Source organism: Lacinutrix sp. MedPE-SW (assembly GCF_001874145.1).
Lineage (GTDB): Bacteria > Bacteroidota > Bacteroidia > Flavobacteriales > Flavobacteriaceae > Lacinutrix.
In genome coordinates this window covers 41252-60276 of the sequence record NZ_MPCX01000001.1, presented here as the reverse complement: position 1 = coordinate 60276, position 19025 = coordinate 41252, and the positions used below count along the sequence as shown (strand labels likewise).

Annotated in this window: 15 protein-coding genes; 8 read left to right on the top strand and 7 right to left on the bottom strand. The window is 28.9% G+C overall.

Going from position 1 to position 19025, the window contains the following annotated elements; genetic code table 11:
* Together pfkA and BM549_RS00250 are read right to left on the bottom strand one after the other, a co-directional pair.
* Positions 1-987, bottom strand: a complete 987-nt coding sequence (gene pfkA, locus BM549_RS00255; RefSeq protein ID WP_290468412.1) for a 6-phosphofructokinase — start codon at positions 985-987, stop codon at positions 1-3.
* A 186-nt stretch (positions 988-1173) separates the two neighbouring features.
* The gene (locus BM549_RS00250) at positions 1174-5547 is read right to left on the bottom strand and encodes a translocation/assembly module TamB domain-containing protein (protein WP_290468771.1); all 4374 of its coding nucleotides are present in this window, start codon (positions 5545-5547) and stop codon (positions 1174-1176) included.
* 148 nt (positions 5548-5695) lie between these two features.
* Here BM549_RS00250 and tsaD point away from each other — a divergent pair, with 148 nt between their 5' ends.
* From tsaD to BM549_RS00210, 8 genes are all read left to right on the top strand, one after another.
* A complete protein-coding gene (gene tsaD / locus BM549_RS00245) occupies positions 5696-6718 on the top strand; it encodes a tRNA (adenosine(37)-N6)-threonylcarbamoyltransferase complex transferase subunit TsaD (protein ID WP_290468411.1) in 1023 nt (340 codons plus the stop codon).
* Between the two features lie 51 nt (positions 6719-6769).
* Complete coding sequence (locus BM549_RS00240; protein ID WP_290468410.1) at positions 6770-7384, top strand: hypothetical protein; 615 nt, start codon at positions 6770-6772, stop codon at positions 7382-7384.
* 115 nt (positions 7385-7499) lie between these two features.
* Entirely contained in the window at positions 7500-8135 is a 636-nt protein-coding gene (locus tag BM549_RS00235) for a peptidylprolyl isomerase (RefSeq protein WP_290468409.1), read from the top strand.
* Positions 8135-8839, top strand: coding sequence for a 16S rRNA (uracil(1498)-N(3))-methyltransferase (locus tag BM549_RS00230; RefSeq protein ID WP_290468408.1), 705 nt, complete (start codon positions 8135-8137; stop codon positions 8837-8839). The genes BM549_RS00235 and BM549_RS00230 overlap by 1 nt, the downstream gene beginning before the upstream one ends.
* Before the next feature lie 145 nt (positions 8840-8984).
* On the top strand, positions 8985-9653 hold the full coding sequence (locus BM549_RS00225) for a DUF4159 domain-containing protein (protein ID WP_290468407.1): 669 nt from the start codon (positions 8985-8987) through the stop codon (positions 9651-9653).
* A gap of 197 nt (positions 9654-9850) precedes the next feature.
* On the top strand, positions 9851-10351 hold the full coding sequence (locus tag BM549_RS00220; protein ID WP_290468406.1) for a TrmH family RNA methyltransferase: 501 nt from the start codon (positions 9851-9853) through the stop codon (positions 10349-10351).
* Between the two features lie 69 nt (positions 10352-10420).
* Entirely contained in the window at positions 10421-11512 is a 1092-nt protein-coding gene (locus BM549_RS00215) for an AI-2E family transporter (protein ID WP_290468405.1), read from the top strand.
* Between the two features lie 10 nt (positions 11513-11522).
* Positions 11523-12707 carry a class I SAM-dependent methyltransferase gene (locus BM549_RS00210; RefSeq protein ID WP_290468404.1) on the top strand — a complete coding sequence of 395 codons (1185 nt, stop codon included), beginning with the start codon at positions 11523-11525 and terminating at the stop codon, positions 12705-12707.
* Here the strand turns inward: BM549_RS00210 and BM549_RS00205 are convergent.
* The 5 genes from BM549_RS00205 to BM549_RS00185 form a co-directional block, all read right to left on the bottom strand.
* Positions 12704-13108, bottom strand: coding sequence for a hypothetical protein (locus tag BM549_RS00205; protein WP_290468403.1), 405 nt, complete (start codon positions 13106-13108; stop codon positions 12704-12706). The two genes, BM549_RS00210 and BM549_RS00205, sit on opposite strands and share 4 nt — an antisense overlap.
* 121 nt (positions 13109-13229) lie before the next feature.
* Positions 13230-13880, bottom strand: coding sequence for a ligase-associated DNA damage response endonuclease PdeM (gene pdeM / locus BM549_RS00200; protein WP_290468402.1), 651 nt, complete (start codon positions 13878-13880; stop codon positions 13230-13232).
* A 1-nt stretch (position 13881) separates the two neighbouring features.
* Positions 13882-16335, bottom strand: a complete 2454-nt coding sequence (locus BM549_RS00195) for a ligase-associated DNA damage response DEXH box helicase (RefSeq protein WP_290468401.1) — start codon at positions 16333-16335, stop codon at positions 13882-13884.
* A 2-nt stretch (positions 16336-16337) separates the two neighbouring features.
* Positions 16338-17927 carry an ATP-dependent DNA ligase gene (locus BM549_RS00190; RefSeq protein ID WP_290468400.1) on the bottom strand — a complete coding sequence of 530 codons (1590 nt, stop codon included), beginning with the start codon at positions 17925-17927 and terminating at the stop codon, positions 16338-16340.
* The gene (locus BM549_RS00185) at positions 17924-18955 is read right to left on the bottom strand and encodes a ligase-associated DNA damage response exonuclease (protein WP_290468399.1); all 1032 of its coding nucleotides are present in this window, start codon (positions 18953-18955) and stop codon (positions 17924-17926) included. Before BM549_RS00185 ends, BM549_RS00190 begins: the two co-directional genes overlap by 4 nt.
* Positions 18956-19025: the final 70 nt, after the last annotated feature.

The following is a 19025-nucleotide window of genomic DNA, read 5'->3' as shown; positions in this document are numbered from 1 at the left end:
TTATGTTGTCATTATATCTGACACTCTAATCAATTCTTTATTTATTTTAGATTTTCCTTTTACTGCTTTTTCTAATGGAGTTAAAACTATTTTATCGCTAGCTAAGCCAACCATATAATTAGATTGTCCTTCCATTAAACTTTCTACAGCTTTTACTCCCATTCTACTTGCTAATACACGATCGAAACATGATGGTGCGCCACCACGTTGCATGTGGCCAAGTACAGATACTCTAACTTCATATTCTGTCATGTTTTCTTCAACATAATCTCTAAGTTCGAAAACATTTTTTCCTATTTTATCACCTTCGGCAACAACTACAATACTTGAAGATTTTCCAGATTTTTTACTTCTACGAAGTGACTCTAATAATCTATCTAGACCCAAATCTTCTTCTGGAATTAAAATTTCTTCGGCTCCTGCTCCAATACCTACATTTAAAGCAATGTGTCCAACATCACGTCCCATAACTTCTACAAAAAACAAGCGGTTATGAGAACTTGCTGTATCTCTAATTTTATCTATAGATTCTACAACGGTATTTAAAGCTGTGTCGTAACCTAAGGTATGTGAAGTTCCATAAATATCGTTATCTATAGTTCCTGGAATACCAATTACTGGGAACTTGTATTCTTGATTGAATATTAATGCTCCTGTAAATGTACCATCACCTCCAATAACTACTAAGGCATCAACGCCGTTAGCTTTTAAAGCGTTGTATGCTTTTTTTCTTCCTTCTGGTGTTCTAAATTCTTTAGATCGTGCTGATTTTAAAACAGTACCACCTTTGTTAATAATACCCTTTACGCTACGTGCTGTAAGCTCTTCAAAATCGCCTTCTATCATGCCTTCATAACCTCTATATATACCAACACATTCTATATTGTGGTATGCACATGTTCTAGCGACAGATCTAATTGCGGCATTCATTCCTGGAGAGTCACCACCAGAGGTCATAACACCTATTTTTTTTATTGTTTGCGACATTAATTTTTTTAAGTTTATTAGGGAATAATTATAGTAAATCTAAGAAAGTAAAATGATTTATGACTACGCTTTTGTCAAAAATTAACACGTAAACTACACTATAACGTTTTAGTTAAGTGGTTTTTTGATAGTTTTTTAGTAAAGTTTTTATGAAATTATAATTGAATAAAGAATTTTAGAAAAAGCTTAATTTTTTTTGAAATCTATATTATCGTCTGAAAATTTAGAGTTTTCTTTTTCTTCTTCTTTAGGAACTTCTTCAACTGCAGATTCTTCTTTTTGCTTACCAAATATTTTTCTAACTAATTCACCAAACGTATCAAAATCTACTGTATATGCTATACCTAAACCTTGGGTGTAACCTATTTCTTCGGCAAAATTTCTAATACTATTTTCTCTATTAAATACAGTTGCTGTTAAAGTTCCTTCTTCATTTAATAAAAAATCTATTTGTACATCTCCTGCAATTACAGACTCTGATACGCCACCACCAACAGGTACACCAACTTTACCATTTATTAATACACGATCTGTAATTTTAGTTTGCAATGTTACACCTAAACGATCATCGGTTTCGTAATCTAAACGGCTTTGTCCTGCTTCGTAATTTAAACCTATATTTATTTTACTATCACTATCTGTAAAGAAACCATTTATTAAACCGTTTAATCTTTCGGTTAAGGTTCCTGTTAAGTTAATATCCCTAAACTGCCTGTTAAATGCTCCTGTTGCTAATAGGTATAATGCTTGATTATCTCTATCTTCTTTTGAAGCTATTCTATAATTAATTTCAGATTTAAGTGTTGAACTTACATTAGGAAATTCGAAATTAAAATCTGGCTCTGGTTTTTCAAGATTACCTGTTAAGTTTATTTCTAATTCTACCGGTATGGTTTGAGATATTGGTGTATCTAGTAATGGTGATGGATTTGTACGTGTTTTATATATTGCTTGAATATCTATTTGTGCTTTTAGTGGGTTCCCGTCCCATCGTAAAACACTTTCGTATGGTGTTACATAAAATTCTTTTTCTACTACTCCACCATAAAGAAAATTATAAACGCCTTCCCAAACTACAAAATCTCCATACATATTAAATTTACCATTTGTATTAATATTAAATAGTAAACCTCCAATACCTCGACCTTTTATTGTACTTCCAGACTCGCGATCCATAACAATTTCAATTAGTGCATCTTCTGTAACATCTAAATCAAAGTCTAATTCTAAACCTGAAATATCATTTATAACAACTTCTTTTCCTTCTTTTTTTGCTTGTTTTTCTTCTGGTGTTAAAAAATGAATAAATGAATTATCACCAAAAGATTCTACATCGTTTAATGGGATATAAAATTCTGTTCCTGGTTCTGTTGCTGCAATAGCATTTATTCTTAAAGCTTCGGTTGGTCCTTCAATTTCTGCACTACCACTTATAAATCCTGTGCCATAATAAAGTGATTCTTCAGAAAATTTTGTATCTAACACTAACAATCTATCGGTTTCAATATCTAAACCTAATCTCCAATTGCTAAAATTTGTATGACTTATTGTTCCATCTAAAACACCTTTTGTTTTGTATTTAACATCTGTTAAATTAACATTATTAAACCTAAATTGTTGCTCGCTTAACGTTATGGATGCTTTATTATTAAAATCGAAATCTACATTAAGGTATGGTACTTTTAAACCACCATTATCTACTAATAACTCTCCCTCAAAACTTGGTTGACTTAAGTTTCCTACAACTTTAGCTTGTCCTGTAACATCTCCTCGAACACGAGTTAAAATGGGCTCTAAAAGTGGAGACAGAATATCAAGTTTAAATTTATTAAACACTAAATCTACATTTATAGATGAGTTTTTACCAGCAACACTTACATCACCAATAGCTTGAAAACTTTTTGTTTTATCACCTTTTATATTAGCGTTAACTTTATAGTTAGTTAAATCTTCATTTCCAATTATATTAGCATCAAATGAGCCAAAAGGTTGTCTATTTATAACTAAATTATCAATAGTTAAAATAGAGTTTGGTACATATGCTCCATTTTGTTGTAATATATTAAGTTTACCATTTACATTACCTGCCAGAGATAAACTGTCTATACTTGGCGTTATTTTGTTTAAATCAACGTCTTTAAAATTTAATTTTAAATTTTTGTAAGTACTATCTTTTATAAAGCCTGCTAAATTAATCTCTTCATTTTGATGGCTCATTACAATTTTTTTAATATCAATATCATTAAAATTATTATCGAAAATTATTTTATTGTATTTATCGCTATCCTTATTTACTACCCAAGTATTGTCTTTAAATTTTACTTTACTTTTTTTAAAACCAAATACAGATTGATTTTCTTGATTATTGGTATGATAAAAACTTAAATCGTATTCATCATTATTACGTTTACCACCTTTAAACTCTGAACGCATATAAAGCGTATCATTTAAAGTTACGTTTATAAGGTTAAACTTTGAAGCATTGTAAAAGCCTGTATTTATACTGTCTATTTCTACATAGGTATTAAATAATGGGTTTTTATTATCTACTTGTAATTCTATGTCTTTAACGAAATAGTCTAAAAGTTCTATTCTTGGCGATTTAAAAGTAAGTTTAAACTCTTTTTCATCGGTTTCTACTCTTCCTTTTATATAAGTGTTTTTACCAAGTTTTAAATCTGGATAAAATACTTCTACAATTTTGTTATAAATTTTAAAGTTGAAGTTTATGTATTGGTCTGTTTCTATTGTATTTGGCGCTTGATTGGTGTAAATACTTTTAATAGAGTTTTCAAATAAAGAAGCTACATCTTCAAACCTAAAATCACCGCTCATTTCTCCTTCTATTATATCTGGAGAGTTTACTGTTATTAAATGCTCATTATCATTAAAGGAAGATGTTATTGCAAAATCTTCAAAATAATAATCTTCGTTTTCGTTTTTATAATTGGTTTTGTTAAATGAAATACTACCAACGGCATCGTTTATTGTGGTGCCTTTCATTTTCATATCTACAATACCTTTAAATTTAGAGATTTCGTCTCGCGTATAAAAGTTTAATATTTTAAAATCTGCATATTCTACATTTGCTACAAAATCAAAACTGTTTATTGTTTTAGATAAGTCTGCAAGACCATTAAATTCTAATTTTAAATTTTTATCGTTTACAATAAGTTTTCCGTTAAATACGCTTTGTTTGTATTGCCCATCTACAATAATATCTTGGTATTTATAATTATTATAATCTATAGAATATACGTCTCCTGTAAGGTTAGAGCTTAAGTTTTCTTTTTTAAAACCAACACCATCAACATCTAAATTAGAAGATATTTTTCCCAAGTTTGGATCTTCAAGAAAAACGCCCATATCAAACTCATCAAAAATTACATTACCATTGTATTTTGCAGTATCAATATTAGATACATTTTTTATACTAAGTTTAGATTTTACAAAACCTAAATTTGTATCTATGTTTAAATCTGCATTTATATTATTAGGTGTAATATCTGTAATGCCATTTATAGTAAAGTTTCCTAATTTATTAAAGATAGAAGGTATTGTTGCTCCTAAAACATTTGGTAAAAGGCTTTTTAAATCTCTGTAGTTAGAGGATAGATTATTAAACTCACCATGCATAGCAAAGTCATTTTCTGCACTATTTAAAAGGTTTTTAAACTTTATGTCTCCATAAATTTTGGTGTTATTACTTGTTGTAAGTTTTAAATTGGTAAGGTTTAAATTGTTTAAAGTACCAGAAACGTCTGTATCGAATTTTGCGTGCTCGTTTGCTCCAAATTCATTATAAAAAGTATTTAACTCGTTTAAAGCTACATCTGCATTTTTAAAATTAGCTGATACTAAAACTTTGTTTTCAAAGTCTGAAAAATCTTCTCTATTATATGAAAATTTTAAATCTCCTTTAAGTACTGAATTTCTAGTTTTTATATCTAAATCATCAAAAGTCATTTGAGTTAAAGTATACCCAAAATTAGTTGATAGATTTTCCATCTCTAAACCACGACTATCTTTAAATGATAAAGTATTTATTCGTGCGCTAACATCACTCCCGTTTATTAAAAAATTGGTGGCATTAATATTTAATTTAGAAAATTCTAGAATTTTTGGTGTTTCTTTATTTTCATCAATAAATTTAAATAGGCCATTATAAATAGAAACATCACTTGAAGATAATAGAAAACTGCTTTTATCTTTTCTTGGGTTGTCATCATCAAAACGCGCTACAAAAACATCTAAATTAGTTTCGGTAGCATCTTTATACGTTTTAATATTAAAAATTAAATCTTCTAAATCTATATCACCAAAATTAAGTTTTCCGTCGTATAAATTTTTAAAATTTAATATTGAAGTATTTAATTCTGAAGCACTTATAAGTGTGTCTTTTTTGTAATCACGAATTAGTATTTCTTTTAACTCTACATCACCATTAAACTGAAGTCCAACTTTACCAACGGTTATATTAGTATTAAAATCGTTATTTAATCGCTTAGTAACATAACCTCCAAGTTTTGTTTGTATAGCGGGAATAGACAATAACAACACCAATATGATGAAGATTAGCAATAAAATTGCTATTAATTTGCCTAATATTTTGAGTATTTTTTTGATGCTATAATTAAGTTATAAAAAACTACCTTTGTACTTTACAATTTAGTTCAAAATTAACAATAATAATGCCGATTATACGCTAATGGCAAAACAAAATATTTATATACTAGGTATAGAGTCGTCTTGCGATGATACATCTGCCGCTGTTATATGTAATAACGTTGTTTTAAGCAATGTTGTTGCCAACCAAAAAATACATGAAGAATATGGTGGTGTTGTACCAGAATTAGCTTCTAGAGCGCACCAACAAAATATTGTTCCTGTTGTGCATCAAGCCTTAAAACAAGCAAATATAACAAAGCACGAATTAAGTGCTATTGCATTTACAAGTGGTCCTGGATTAATGGGTTCTTTATTAGTAGGTACATCGTTTGCAAAATCTTTTGCTTTTGGTTTAAACATTCCAATTATAGATGTAAACCATATGCAAGCGCATATTCTTGCTCATTTTATAAAAGAAGAAAATTTTAAACAACCAGAATTTCCGTTTTTAGGTTTAACCATTTCTGGTGGTCATACACAAATTGTTCGTGTAGACGACTATTTTAAAATGAATGTTATTGGCGAGACTATTGATGATGCTGTTGGAGAAGCTTTTGATAAAAGCGGAAAAATTTTAGGTTTAGGATATCCTGCAGGTCCAGAAATAGATAGACGCGCAAAATTAGGAAACCCAAAAGCTTTTAAATTTACAAAACCAAAAGTTGATGGTTTAAACTTTAGTTTCTCTGGATTTAAAACAGCTGTTTTATATTTTATACAAAAAGAAGTAAAAAAGAACCCAAACTTTATTGAAGAAAATCTAAATGATATTTGTGCATCAATACAATACACAATTATTGGAATTTTAATAGACAAACTAAAACTTGCAAGTAAAGAAACTGGCATAAAACATATTGCAATTGGTGGTGGCGTTTCTGCTAATTCAGGAATTAGAAAAGCTTTAAAAGATGGTGAAAACAAGTTTGGTTGGACAACCTACGTACCTAAATTTGAATACACAACAGATAATGCTGGAATGATTGCTATTGTTGGTTATTTAAAGTATTTAGAAAATAATTTTGCAACACAAGATGTAATGGCATCTCCAAGATTAAAAATATAATTATCTTGAATTTTTAAAACTTTAAAATTGAGAAAAACCTTAATACATTAAATGCATAACGAAACCATAATTTTTATTTTAAACTTATTTGTTTATGGTTTTTGTTTTACAGCTATAGCTAGTTATATATTAGCTGCTTTTAAAAGTAATAATTTACGTAGCTGGAACACTTCATTTTACTATTTTATAGTTAAAACAATACGTATAATTGGAATATTATACTTTATATATTACCTAAGTTATTTAATATCTTTTTATTTTTCTACAGACCAGGTTTTATTTACAATTAGAGCAACAGGACCTTATTGGTTTTCCTATTGGTTTATGTTGTTAAGGCCATTATTATTTTACTTATTAATTCAACTGTTTTGGTTTAAAAGTTTTCAAATAAAAAACATAAAAAGTTTTCTTTTAATTCTATTAATTTTACTATTAATAATAGCCTCTGGCGAAAATTTAGAACGTTTTGTTATTTTAACAACAGCAATACATCGTGACTATATACCAAATACTTTAATTACTAACTATTTTACGCTTCAAGGCTTTAACTTAAACCTATATTTACTTTTTATTGTTTTATTTATAATAGAACGCCTATTAATTTTCACTGCATTAACACTATTAATTAGAAGTATATCTCTAAGAATCAAGATAAAAACAAGCTAAAAAATTAAATAAAATATAGCTTGTTGAAATTAGTGTTAATAACCTTATAGATTATTTTAAATAAGAACTTTATTTTTTGTTTTTTTGTATTGAAAAGCCAACAAATACTAAAGAAATGAAGAATTTACTACTACTCTTATTTTTAAGTTTTACAATTTTAACAAATGCTCAAACTGCCATAAAAAAAGAGTTAAAAGCTATTGAAACTGAAGAACAAGCCGAAGCTTATTTAGAAACTAAAAAATCTAAAAAAAATAAAATTTTAGTATTTAACGAAGAAAAGCATAAATCTAAACTCGCAAAAGAACTTATAGAGATGCCTGTTGGTTTTACTAAAAATGAAAGAACCCAGTTTAAAAAAACACACTATAAAGTAATTAAAAAAGAAAAAGTACCGCATTATAGAATAAGCTACATATTTTTTGATGGTAATAAAATGGATGCCAGCAAAATTTACGACTTAAGAAAAACAATCATGGTAGAACATGGTAAAGGTGTGCCTTTTGAAGATTTAGCAAACAAATATTCTATGGCTAAAAATATAAGAAAAGGAGCCGATTCTGGTTGGGTAAAAGATGGAGATATGCCCATAGAAATAGAAAATGAGGCTTTTAATTTAAAACACCAAGTAAACGATATTTACGATGTAAAAACCGAAAAAGACAACGGCTATTATATCATTAAAAAAACGTATCGCATTAAAGAAATTAGAGAAGTAAGTGTTTTAAAAGTTTTAGAAACAATAGACTAATGCAACTATTTTACAGTCCAGACATCTCGAAAAACCAAGAGCAATTTACTTTCTCTAAAGAGGAAAGCAGACATATTGTTAAGGTTCTTAGAAAAAAAGATGGAGATATATTACATATTACAAATGGAAAAGGTGATGTCTTTACAGCAGTAATACTTATTGCTGCAATAAAAAGTTGTACTGTAGAAATTAAAGAAGTCGTTACACAAAACCCTTTAAATTATAACTTGCATTTAGCTGTTGCACCAACAAAAATGAATGACCGCTACGAGTGGTTTTTAGAAAAAGCTACAGAAATTGGCATAAGTACCATCACGCCTATTATTTGCGACCATAGTGAGCGAAAAGTAATAAAAGAAGACAGATTTGAAAAAATATTGCAATCTGCAATGAAACAATCACTAAGTGCTTACTTACCAAAATTAAATCCTGCAATAGCATTTAAAGAGTTTTTAAAACAAGATTTTAACGGTGCATTATATATTGCGCATTGCGAAGAAACAAATAAAAAATCCTTAAAAAAGGAATTACAAACCAATACAGATATTACTATTTTAATTGGACCAGAAGGTGATTTTAGTACAAAAGAAATAGAATTAGCACTTACCAATAATTTTATACCAGTTACATTGGGAGAAACACGTTTAAGAACAGAAACCGCGGCAATTGTTGCTTGCCATTCTGTTGCATTTGTAAACGAATAATTACATCTTTATAATCTTACAAAAGCATTAATTAATATTTAGATTATAAAGTTTTATAAAAAATTATAATTCTTGCTTAATATGTAAAGTAATAAATTAGAGCTAAAAATGTATTTTGCATAACAATTATAATTATTTTTGAAATATGATCTACAGCCCAAAAACGTTTATATCATTAGTTATAATTGCTTTGTTTACCTCATTTTTTTCTGTAAAAAGTGGCGCTCAAGATTTAGCAATTTTAAAATACAAAGGTGGTGGCGATTGGTATTCAAATCCTACAGCTTTACCAAACCTTATTAAATTTTGTAATGACAATATAGAAACAGAAATAAACACTAAACCAGAAACAGTAGAAGCTGGAAGTACAGATATTTTTCAATATCCTTTATTACACATGACAGGACATGGTAATGTTTTTTTTAATGAGGAAGAAGCACAAAACTTAAAGCTATATCTTGAAAGCGGTGGTTTTTTACATATAGATGATAACTACGGCATGAAAGATTATGTAGTAAAAGAATTAAAAAAAGTGTTTCCAAATCAAGAATTAAAGGAATTACCAAAAAGTCACGAAATATTTAATACAGCTTTTAAATTTACTCAAGGATTACCAAAAATTCATGAACACGATGGAAAGAGACCACAAGCTTTAGGGTTATTTTATAAATCACGATTAGTTGTATTATTAACATTAGAAAGTGATTTAGGTGATGGTTGGGAAGATCAAGAAGTACATAACGATCCAGAAGATGTAAGATTAAAAGCCCTACAAATGGGAGCTAATATTGTTAAATACGCTTTTGAAAATTAAAAACCTATGAATACTATTTTGGATATAGTTTCTTCGGTTTTTGATTTCTTTTTTCAATTTTCCCTAAAAGACAAAAACAATAAAAAACTTCCTAAATCACTTTTAATAATAATTATATTTTTAACTATTATCATCCCGATATCAATTATAATATACATTGAATCACAAGTGTAATAATACTAATTCAATATAAAAATTTGCAACTCACTCATTACAACACCACTTTTAAAAAACAACAATTTCCTATCACTATTATTTGTGAGAACGTTACAAATGCTCCAAATATTGGAAGTTTATTTCGTACTGCAGATGCTTTTGGTGTAGAAAAAATTATTTTTTGTGGCAGCAAAATTCCTTTAGGAAGAAAAATGACAAAAACTTCGAGAGCTACAGAAAAAGTTATAAATTACGAAGAAAGAGAAACTGTTGAAGAAGTAATTATAGAACTAAAAAAAAGGGATTATTATATTTTAGCTTTAGAAATTACAGATAATAGTAAACCAATACACACTATTAATGTACCTACAAAAAAGCCTATTGCAATAGTAATTGGTGATGAAAATTTTGGCATATCTAATACTGCTTTACAACAAACCGATGCCATTATACACATAGATATGTTTGGGCAAAACAGTAGTATGAATGTAGTACAAGCCACCACAATTGCACTATATGAAATTACAAAACAATTACGTTAAAAAATTACGCTTTCTAAAGTTCTACATTAAAACTAATTGTTTAGCTTTACTAACTAAAACTAATAAATTTTGACATCTAAAATTATATCAAACGGTATTTTAAGAGCATTTGCTATTATTGTAGGCATTGTTATATTGCTTTGGTTTCTGTACACTATACAATCTGTAATTGCTTATTTAGCAATAGCAGGTGTAATTTCTCTAATAGGAAGACCTCTAGTCATTTTTTTAAAACGAAAATTAAAATTTAATGATACGGTTGCAGTAATAACAACCATGTTTCTATTTATTTTAGTTATCGCTGCTATAATTGGTATGTTTATTCCCTTAGCTATAGAGCAAGGTCAAAATTTATCGCTTTTAAATATAGACCAATTACAAACTAATATAGAAAACCTTTACCAAGAGTTTATTCAGCATTTTAATTTAAATAAAACAGATGTAGAAGAATCTATTAAAGATTCAAAAGTGTTTTCAAAAGTAAATTTTGGTTTTATACCTAATTTCCTAAATGCAGTAGTAACAGGTTTTGGAAGCTTTAGTATTGGTTTATTTTCGGTGTTATTTATTTCATTTTTCTTTTTAAAAGACAGTAATTTATTTGGCTCTTCAATATTAACATTATTCCCTAAAGCTCAAGAATCTCGTATTAAAAAATCAATAATTACTATTAGAGATTTATTATCAAGATACTTTGGAGGCTTACTATTACAGTTACTAATTTTGTTTACAATTTACTCTATTGTCCTCCTTATTTTTGGTATAGAAAATGCCGTAATTATAGCTTCACTTTGTGCACTTTTAAATATTATACCTTACGTGGGACCAATAATTAGTGGTGTTTTAATAATATTACTTACCATGTCTAGCAACTTAGGCCAAAGTTTTAGTGATGTTATTTTACCTAAAACCATGTATGTCATGATTGGGTTTATTGTGGCACAATTAGTAGATAATTTCTTTTCACAACCTTTTATATTTTCTAAAAGTGTAAAGTCTCATCCATTAGAAATTTTTATAGTAATTATTATTGTTGGCTTGTTATTTGGCATAGTAGGTTTAATAATTGCAGTTCCATTATATACAGCTTTAAAAGTAATTGCAAAAGAATTTCTTTCAGAATACAGAATCGTAAAAAGATTAACCAAAGGATTAGAATAAAACTATACTTTTGAATTCCAACATTTTAAACAAAGACGTACAAGAATGCATCACTAATAATATTAATTCTAATATTACCGAATTAATATTAAAAGGTATAAGCTTTCCAAATGTTGAAACATCTCAATTAATAGAACAAATTGAAGCTAAAAAACGTTCTCAAAAAAAGCTACCTACTTGGTTTTCTACTAAAAACATATACTATCCCAATAAATTAAATATAGAGCAAACCTCTTCTGAGATTACTGCAAAATATAAAGCAAGTTTAGTTTCAGGAGAATCAATAATAGATTTAACAGGAGGTTTTGGTGTAGATTGTTATTATTTTTCTAAGCAAATAAATCATGTAACACATTGTGATATAAATACAGAATTATCGAAAATTGTAAAACATAATTCTAATAAATTACAAATAAAAAACATGACTTGTTACCCTAAAAATGGGTTAGATGTTTTAACCGAAGATCAAACAAACTACGATTGGATATATGTAGATCCTTCAAGACGAGATGATATAAAAGGCAAAGTTTTTTTGCTAAAAGATTGCTTACCAAATATTCCCAAACATTTAGATTTATTATTTAAAAAATCTAAAAATGTGATGATTAAAACCTCTCCTCTATTAGATATTACGTCTGGAATTAATGAATTATCACAGGTTAAAGAAATTTATTGTGTTGCAGTAAACAATGAAGTAAAAGAATTGCTTTGGGTTTTAGATCGCGAGTTTAATGGTGAAATTAAAATTAAAACAACAAACATTACAAAACAAAACAAGCTGGTTTTTAATTTTACTTTAACTGAAGAAATACAAGCTACTGCTCAACTTAGCGAGCCACTAACCTATTTATACGAACCTAATGCTGCCATTTTAAAAGCAGGTGCTTTTAATGTTATTGCTAATAAATTAAATCTCTACAAACTACATAAACATTCGCATTTATATACTTCTGAAAAATTAGTAGATTTTCCTGGAAGACAATTTAAAATTGAAACTATAGTAGAATACAATAAAAAGAAATTTAAAAAAGTTTTTAAAGAGAATAAAGCAAATGTAACTACAAGAAACTTTCCGGAATCTGTACAATTAATACGAAAAAAATTATCGCTTAAAGATGGAGGAAATAATTATATATTTTTCTCAACAACTTTAAACGATAAAAAAATTGTACTAATATGTACTAAAGTAGACTAAAACTGTTCAATAGCATCAGAAACAATATGGTTGTTTTCTCCAACTTCCATATCATAAGCCGAGCAGTGATTCATATCCTGAACAATGGCTTTTAGTGCTCCATCTGAAGATAAAACATCAAATGTAGTAACTCCGGCATCAAAATAAAACCAAGAAGAACTTTCTCCTGGACTTAAATTGTAAACAAAACCAACCAATATGCCATTAGAGTCATAAATTTCTAAATTAACATCAAGATCACCATTATTAGTAATTCGTGCTCCTGCTTGACTATTTGAACAAACAAAATTTAAATTTTCTAATTCGTTGTTTTCTGTAAAACTATTTTCAATAGGCTCTGTTGAGCAACTTGTAAAAATAATAGCAATACATAATACCGAAAGTTTAAGTAGATTTTTCATTATAATTTTCAATTTGGGACTGCAAAAGTACATTTGAGCAGGAGATAATTATTTTTAATCCCTTTTATTAAAATAAAAAATCGATAAAATGTATAATTTATCGGTTTAAGTGAGTTATTTGTTATATTTTATAGATACCTTGAGAGGTAAATGCGTAATTAACAGACTCTTTTGGAGAGTTTTTTGTGTTCAAACCTGTAAATAAACTAAACGCAGGCAATATAAGTTGATTACTACTAACTTGATAACATGGCAGTTTTATAAATTGCTTGCCTTTACCTTTAATAATAACACCTGGATGCGTGTGGCCAGAAATTATAAATTCATTTTCATTACTTTTCACATTATCATGTACAAAAGATGTTTTTTTAATTCTTTTTTTAGGTCTGTGAATAGTAATGTTTAAATCTTTGTATAAAGCTACAGAAAGTCTATCATGATTTCCAATAATAAGCTCGAAATTTATATTAGGAAACTGTTGTAGCCAAATTTTAAAATGTGCTACATCGGTATTAAACTCTGCATGAAAAAGATCACCTACAATTAGTATTGTTTTAGGCTTAAAAAACGCTATTAAAGCTTTTAAACGCTCCAAATCTTTAATTAAAACATTATCAGGAATTGGAATGCCATGTTTTCTAAAATGAGCAGATTTACCTACGTGCAAATCTGAAAGCACAAGAGCGTCTTCACTTTCCCAATACAAAGCACGTTGATTGGTAAGTGTAAATGTTTCTTGATTACAAATTATGTTTTTTGTTACAATGTGCAACTTAATCTAGTTTAAAAACTTGCTGTTGAATGCGAGCAATACGTTTTCCTATATCTTCGTTACTAATTGTACTTCGAAGTCTATCTACTTTTATAGGAAAACTCAAAGGTGTAAAAGATTTTGCTCTTTTAATAATAATCTTACTATTTTCTATTCTTTTAAATGCTGCCTGCATGCGTACTTCTTCTAATTGCTGATTAAAAACTTCGGTATAAGCTTGTTTTAAAAGTAAATTATCTGGTTCGTTTTCATCGAGAACTCTAAAAATTAAACCCGAACTTGATTGCAAACTCTTATTATTTTTACGTGTTCCTGGTTGCGATTGTACAACTAATCCTGCAATTACAGCAATATCTCTAAATTTTCTAGAAGCCATTTCTGCTGCATTTATACTGGCTGTGACATCTTCCATTAAATGTTCTCTAGACAAAATGTTTTTTATATTACTTTCATCTAAAGGAATGGCTTGGTCGCTTAATAGCTCAAAACCATAATCATTCATTGCTATTGTAAAGGTTAACGGCATTATTTTTCCTAATCTATAAGCTACTAACGCAGCAATTACCTCGTGTACCAAGCGACCTTCAAAAGGATACATAAATAAATGAAAACCATCTTTGGTTTCTATTAATTCTACTAAAAACTCATCTGCTTTTGGAATGTGAGATGTTGTTTCTTGTCTAGACAATAAAGGATGTAAAAATTTAAGTTCTTTTTCTCTAGAACCTGGTTTTAACGCATCATTAAGTTTTAATCTTAAAAAATGACTTAAATATGAGGTTAATGGTAAACGTCCTCCCATCCAACTTGGTGTTATGGCATTTTTAGATTTGCTTCTTTTAACCAAGACACTCATATCTTTTACCTGTATCATTTCTAAAACACGACCGCCAAGAATAAAACTCATTCCTGGTTTTAATTTTGAAATAAAATACTCTTCTATCATACCAATATATCCGCCAGAAATAAATTTAACCATTAGCATGGCATCACTAACAATTACACCAATATTCATTCTATGTAACATAGAAATTCTTCGGCTTTTTACTTTATATAAGCCATCTTCATCTAAAATTACTTTATGAAATTCTTCATAAGCTTTTAAAGTATTACCACCTTGAGTTATAAACTGAATTGCCCAATTAAAATCGGCTTTAGTCATATAATGAAATGCATGAACTTTACTTAATAAAGAAAATGTTTTTTCCGCATTAAAACCTTCACCAACTGCTAATGTTACTAAAAACTGAACTAAAATATCGTAAGTTAAAACCATAGGTTCTCTAGACTCAATTTCGTTAGTTTTAACAGCTTCTTTTATTGCTGAAGCCTCAATTAATTGAAGAGAATGTGTAGGTACAAAATAAATTTTTGAACGTTCGTATGGCGAATGTCCACTTCTTCCTGCACGTTGCATAAAACGAGCAATGCCTTTGGGAGAACCTATTTGTATTACACAATCTACAGGTTTAAAATCTACACCTAAATCTAATGAACTGGTACAAACTACGGCTTTTAAATTTCCAGCGCTTATATTCTCTTCTATCCAATTACGTGAAACCTTATCTATAGAGCCATGATGTATGGCTATTTGTCCTGCTAAATCTGGAGCTTCTTCAAGAATTATTTGATACCAAAGTTCACTTTGGTTTCGTGTGTTTGTAAAAATTAAAGTGGTGCTGTTTTCTAAAATTACAGGTACTATTTTAGAAGCCATATTTTTTCCTAAATGTCCGGCCCAAGGCAATACTTCTACTTCGTCTGGTAATATAGAAATAATGTCTATTTTCTTTTTTTCTTTAGCACGAATGGTAGTTGTTTTAATTTCTGGATATGGTATTAAAACTGTTTTTGCCTGTTCTAAATTACCTATAGTTGCTGTTATTCCCCAAATACGAAGATTTGGAGATAATGCTAATAATCTTGCAATTACTAACTCTGTAAGTACGCCACGTTTACTACCCAATAATTCATGCCACTCATCTACCGCTACACATTTTAAGGATTTAAACCATCTTGAATTCTTTTTTTGAGAAAACAATAAATGCATTGTTTCTGGTGTAGTAAGTAAAACGTCTGGCATTAAACGTTCTTGCCGTCTTCTATCTTTTTGTGGTGTATCTCCATTTCTTACTTCAACTGTCCAATCTAAACCTATAGATTCTACTGCTTCGCTCATTGCTTTTGCTAAATCCTTAGCTAAAGATCGTAATGGACTAACCCATACTAATTTTAGTCCTTTTTTATATTGATTTGGATGATTTAAGTAATCTATAACTACAGCAAGAAACACCGAAAATGTTTTACCAAAACCTGTTGGAGCAATAACTAATCCCGAATATTTATTACTATACCTTTGCCAGGTTTTATATTGAAAACTAAAAGGCTCATTACCATCTTTTGCCATCCAGTTTTCTATTATCTTGTAACCTTCGGAGTCTTTAAATGTACTCATATTTATTGTGCTTCAATTAATGCGGTTACAGACTCAATAGTATCTATTTCGCTTACAGGTTTATCTTTTCTCCAACGTTTAATTCTTGGAAAACGTAGTGCTACTCCAGATTTATGACGTTTACTGTATGCAATACCTTCAAAAGCAATTTCAAAAACCAACTCTGGCTTTACAGTACGTACAGGTCCAAATTTTTCTATAGCATTTTTATTTACCCATTTTGAAATTTCTGTTATTTCTGCATCTGTTAGTCCAGAATATGCTTTTGCCACAGTAACCAAACCGTCATCTTTTTTTACTGCAAAAGTATAATCTGTGTACTTGCTACTTCTTCTTCCGCTTCCTTTTTGCGCATAAATCATTACTGCATCTATAGTTAGAGGTTCTACTTTCCATTTCCACCAATCTCCTTTTTTTCGACCAACATGGTAAGGTGAAGCTTTTTGTTTAAGCATTAATCCTTCAGAATTTATTGTACGTGCATTTTCTCTAATTTCTTTTAAAACTTCCCAATTTTTAAAATTTATTATTTTAGAAAGCTTTAATTTGTCGTTTAGAGCCACTGTTGAAAATAATGTTTCAAGTTGATTTCTTCTTTCCTGCATTGGTTTATCTCTAAAATCTTGATTGTTATATTCTAGCAAATCGTAAGCATAAAATCCAACAGGTATGTCTTCTAAAAGCTTTTTGGTTATATTTTTTCTATTTAATCGTTTTTGTAAATCATTAAACAGTAAAACAGTACTGTCTTTTAATGCTAAAATTTCACCATCAATTACAAAATCGTCTTTAAAATTAGTAATAGTTTCAACAATTTCTGGAAACTGAGAGGTCACTAGTTCTTCACCTCTAGACCAAATATAAACCTCATTATTCCGTTTTACAATTTGTCCGCGAATACCATCCCATTTGTATTCTACTTGCCATTCTTCAGGTTTTCCTAGTGCTAATAAATCTTTTTCTAAAGCATAAGCTAAACAAAACGGATAAGGTTTTGAATTGTCGTAATTAATGTGACTACCATTTAATAAATCGGAAAAATTTATGGTTTCAATATTCCAATTTCCAATTATACTGTGCATAAGTTGATTAGCATCAATTCCAGATAATTTTGATAAAGCATTTACCAATGTTTTTTTAGAAACACCTATTCTAAAACTACCTCCAATTAATTTATTAAAGATAAGACGCTCTTGCATTTCTAGTCCAGACCAAGCATTTAAAACGTATTTTTTTTTCTCTTCTTCTGTTTTAGGTTTTAGTGCAATTAATTCTTGCATCCATTGGTGTAAAGGTTTTTCTATTGTATGTGTTGGGTTAGGTAATATTAATGCTATAGTTTCTCCTAAATCGCCCACCGTACTATAACTTTCAAGAAACAACCATTCTGGAAGTTTTGTAATTTCAAAAGCCCATTGTTTCATTAAACTCGATTTTACAGGTCGTGGTGGTCGTTTTCCTGTAAAAATAGAAATTAACCAAAGTTTATCTTTTTCTGGTGCGGTTTTAAAATAATCAACTAATGCTTCAATTTTTGCATTGGTTTTATTAGTAATTTCTAAAGCACTAATTAAGTTTGAAAAGTGTTTCATTGTATACTACTGGCTTTAGTTTGGTTTTCTTTATCTTGTGATGCTAATTCTTCTTCACCATATTCTGTTATAACTTCTTCTGAAGGGATACCAATTTCATTTAAATATTTTGAAAAAGTAGCTTGAGATCCATGTGTTACATATACCTTTTCTGCTTCTGAAGCTTTGACAGCAGATAATAAACCATCCCAATCTGCATGATCACTTACAGGAAAACCTGCATCAACAGCTTGCCATCGTCTATTTCCTCTAATTTGCATCCAACCAGAGCATAATGCAGTTGCTGCATTTGGTATTTTTTTTAATAGTTTAGAACCTAATAATGCTGGCGGAAGGATTACTATTTTATTTTGAATCGCCTTTTTATCAAAATCATATTTTAATAATTCTGTTTTTGGTAAAGCTATTCCTGAGTTTTCTATTGCATTATTTAGGTTATGTATAGCAGAATGTACATGAATTGTATCTAAACCCTCTAAAAGTTTCATTAAGCGTTGAGCTTTACCCAAAGAATAACCTATAAAAACACTTGTTCTATTTACTGACTGATTTTTTAAAACCCAATTATGAATATTTTTTTGGAGCATTTCCTCTGGCAACCATTTATATATAGGTAACCCAAAAGTACTTTCGGTAATAAATTCGTGACATTTAACACTCTCAAAAGGCGCACTTATAAAATCTGGTTGAGTTTTATAATCTCCAGTAAAAACTACTACAAAACCTTTAAATTCTAATCTAATTTGTGCAGAACCTATTACATGACCTGCAGGATGAAAACTAACTTTTACACCATTAATTGTTTTAGGTTCGTTATAAGCTAAACTTTCAATAGCTATATCTAAGCCTAACCTATGTTTTAATATGGCTTTAGAATCGTTTTGACATAAATAATGTTTATTGCCTTTTCGAGCATGATCTGCATGACCATGAGATATTATAGCGTGTTTTACAGGATACCAAGGATCTAAATAGAATTTACCTGGAACACAATAAATACCTTTTTTAGTAAATTTTACAAATTTCAATTATTAGCTTTTATAGTGAAGCTATAATTTACAACATAAGAAATTTTAAGAAGTTGAGATTAACTAATTT

What these genes read in the sequence shown, in the direction of transcription:
- pfkA (WP_290468412.1), bottom strand. Translation starts at nt 987, where the DNA reads ATGTCGCAAACAATAAAAAAAATAGGTGTTATGACCTCTGGTGGTGAC.
- tsaD (WP_290468411.1), top strand. Translation starts at nt 5,696, where the DNA reads ATGGCAAAACAAAATATTTATATACTAGGTATAGAGTCGTCTTGCGAT.
- BM549_RS00240 (WP_290468410.1), top strand. Translation starts at nt 6,770, where the DNA reads ATGCATAACGAAACCATAATTTTTATTTTAAACTTATTTGTTTATGGT.
- BM549_RS00235 (WP_290468409.1), top strand. Translation starts at nt 7,500, where the DNA reads ATGAAGAATTTACTACTACTCTTATTTTTAAGTTTTACAATTTTAACA.
- BM549_RS00230 (WP_290468408.1), top strand. Translation starts at nt 8,135, where the DNA reads ATGCAACTATTTTACAGTCCAGACATCTCGAAAAACCAAGAGCAATTT.
- BM549_RS00225 (WP_290468407.1), top strand. Translation starts at nt 8,985, where the DNA reads ATGATCTACAGCCCAAAAACGTTTATATCATTAGTTATAATTGCTTTG.
- BM549_RS00205 (WP_290468403.1), bottom strand. Translation starts at nt 13,108, where the DNA reads ATGAAAAATCTACTTAAACTTTCGGTATTATGTATTGCTATTATTTTT.
- BM549_RS00195 (WP_290468401.1), bottom strand. Translation starts at nt 16,335, where the DNA reads ATGAGTACATTTAAAGACTCCGAAGGTTACAAGATAATAGAAAACTGG.
- BM549_RS00190 (WP_290468400.1), bottom strand. Translation starts at nt 17,927, where the DNA reads ATGAAACACTTTTCAAACTTAATTAGTGCTTTAGAAATTACTAATAAA.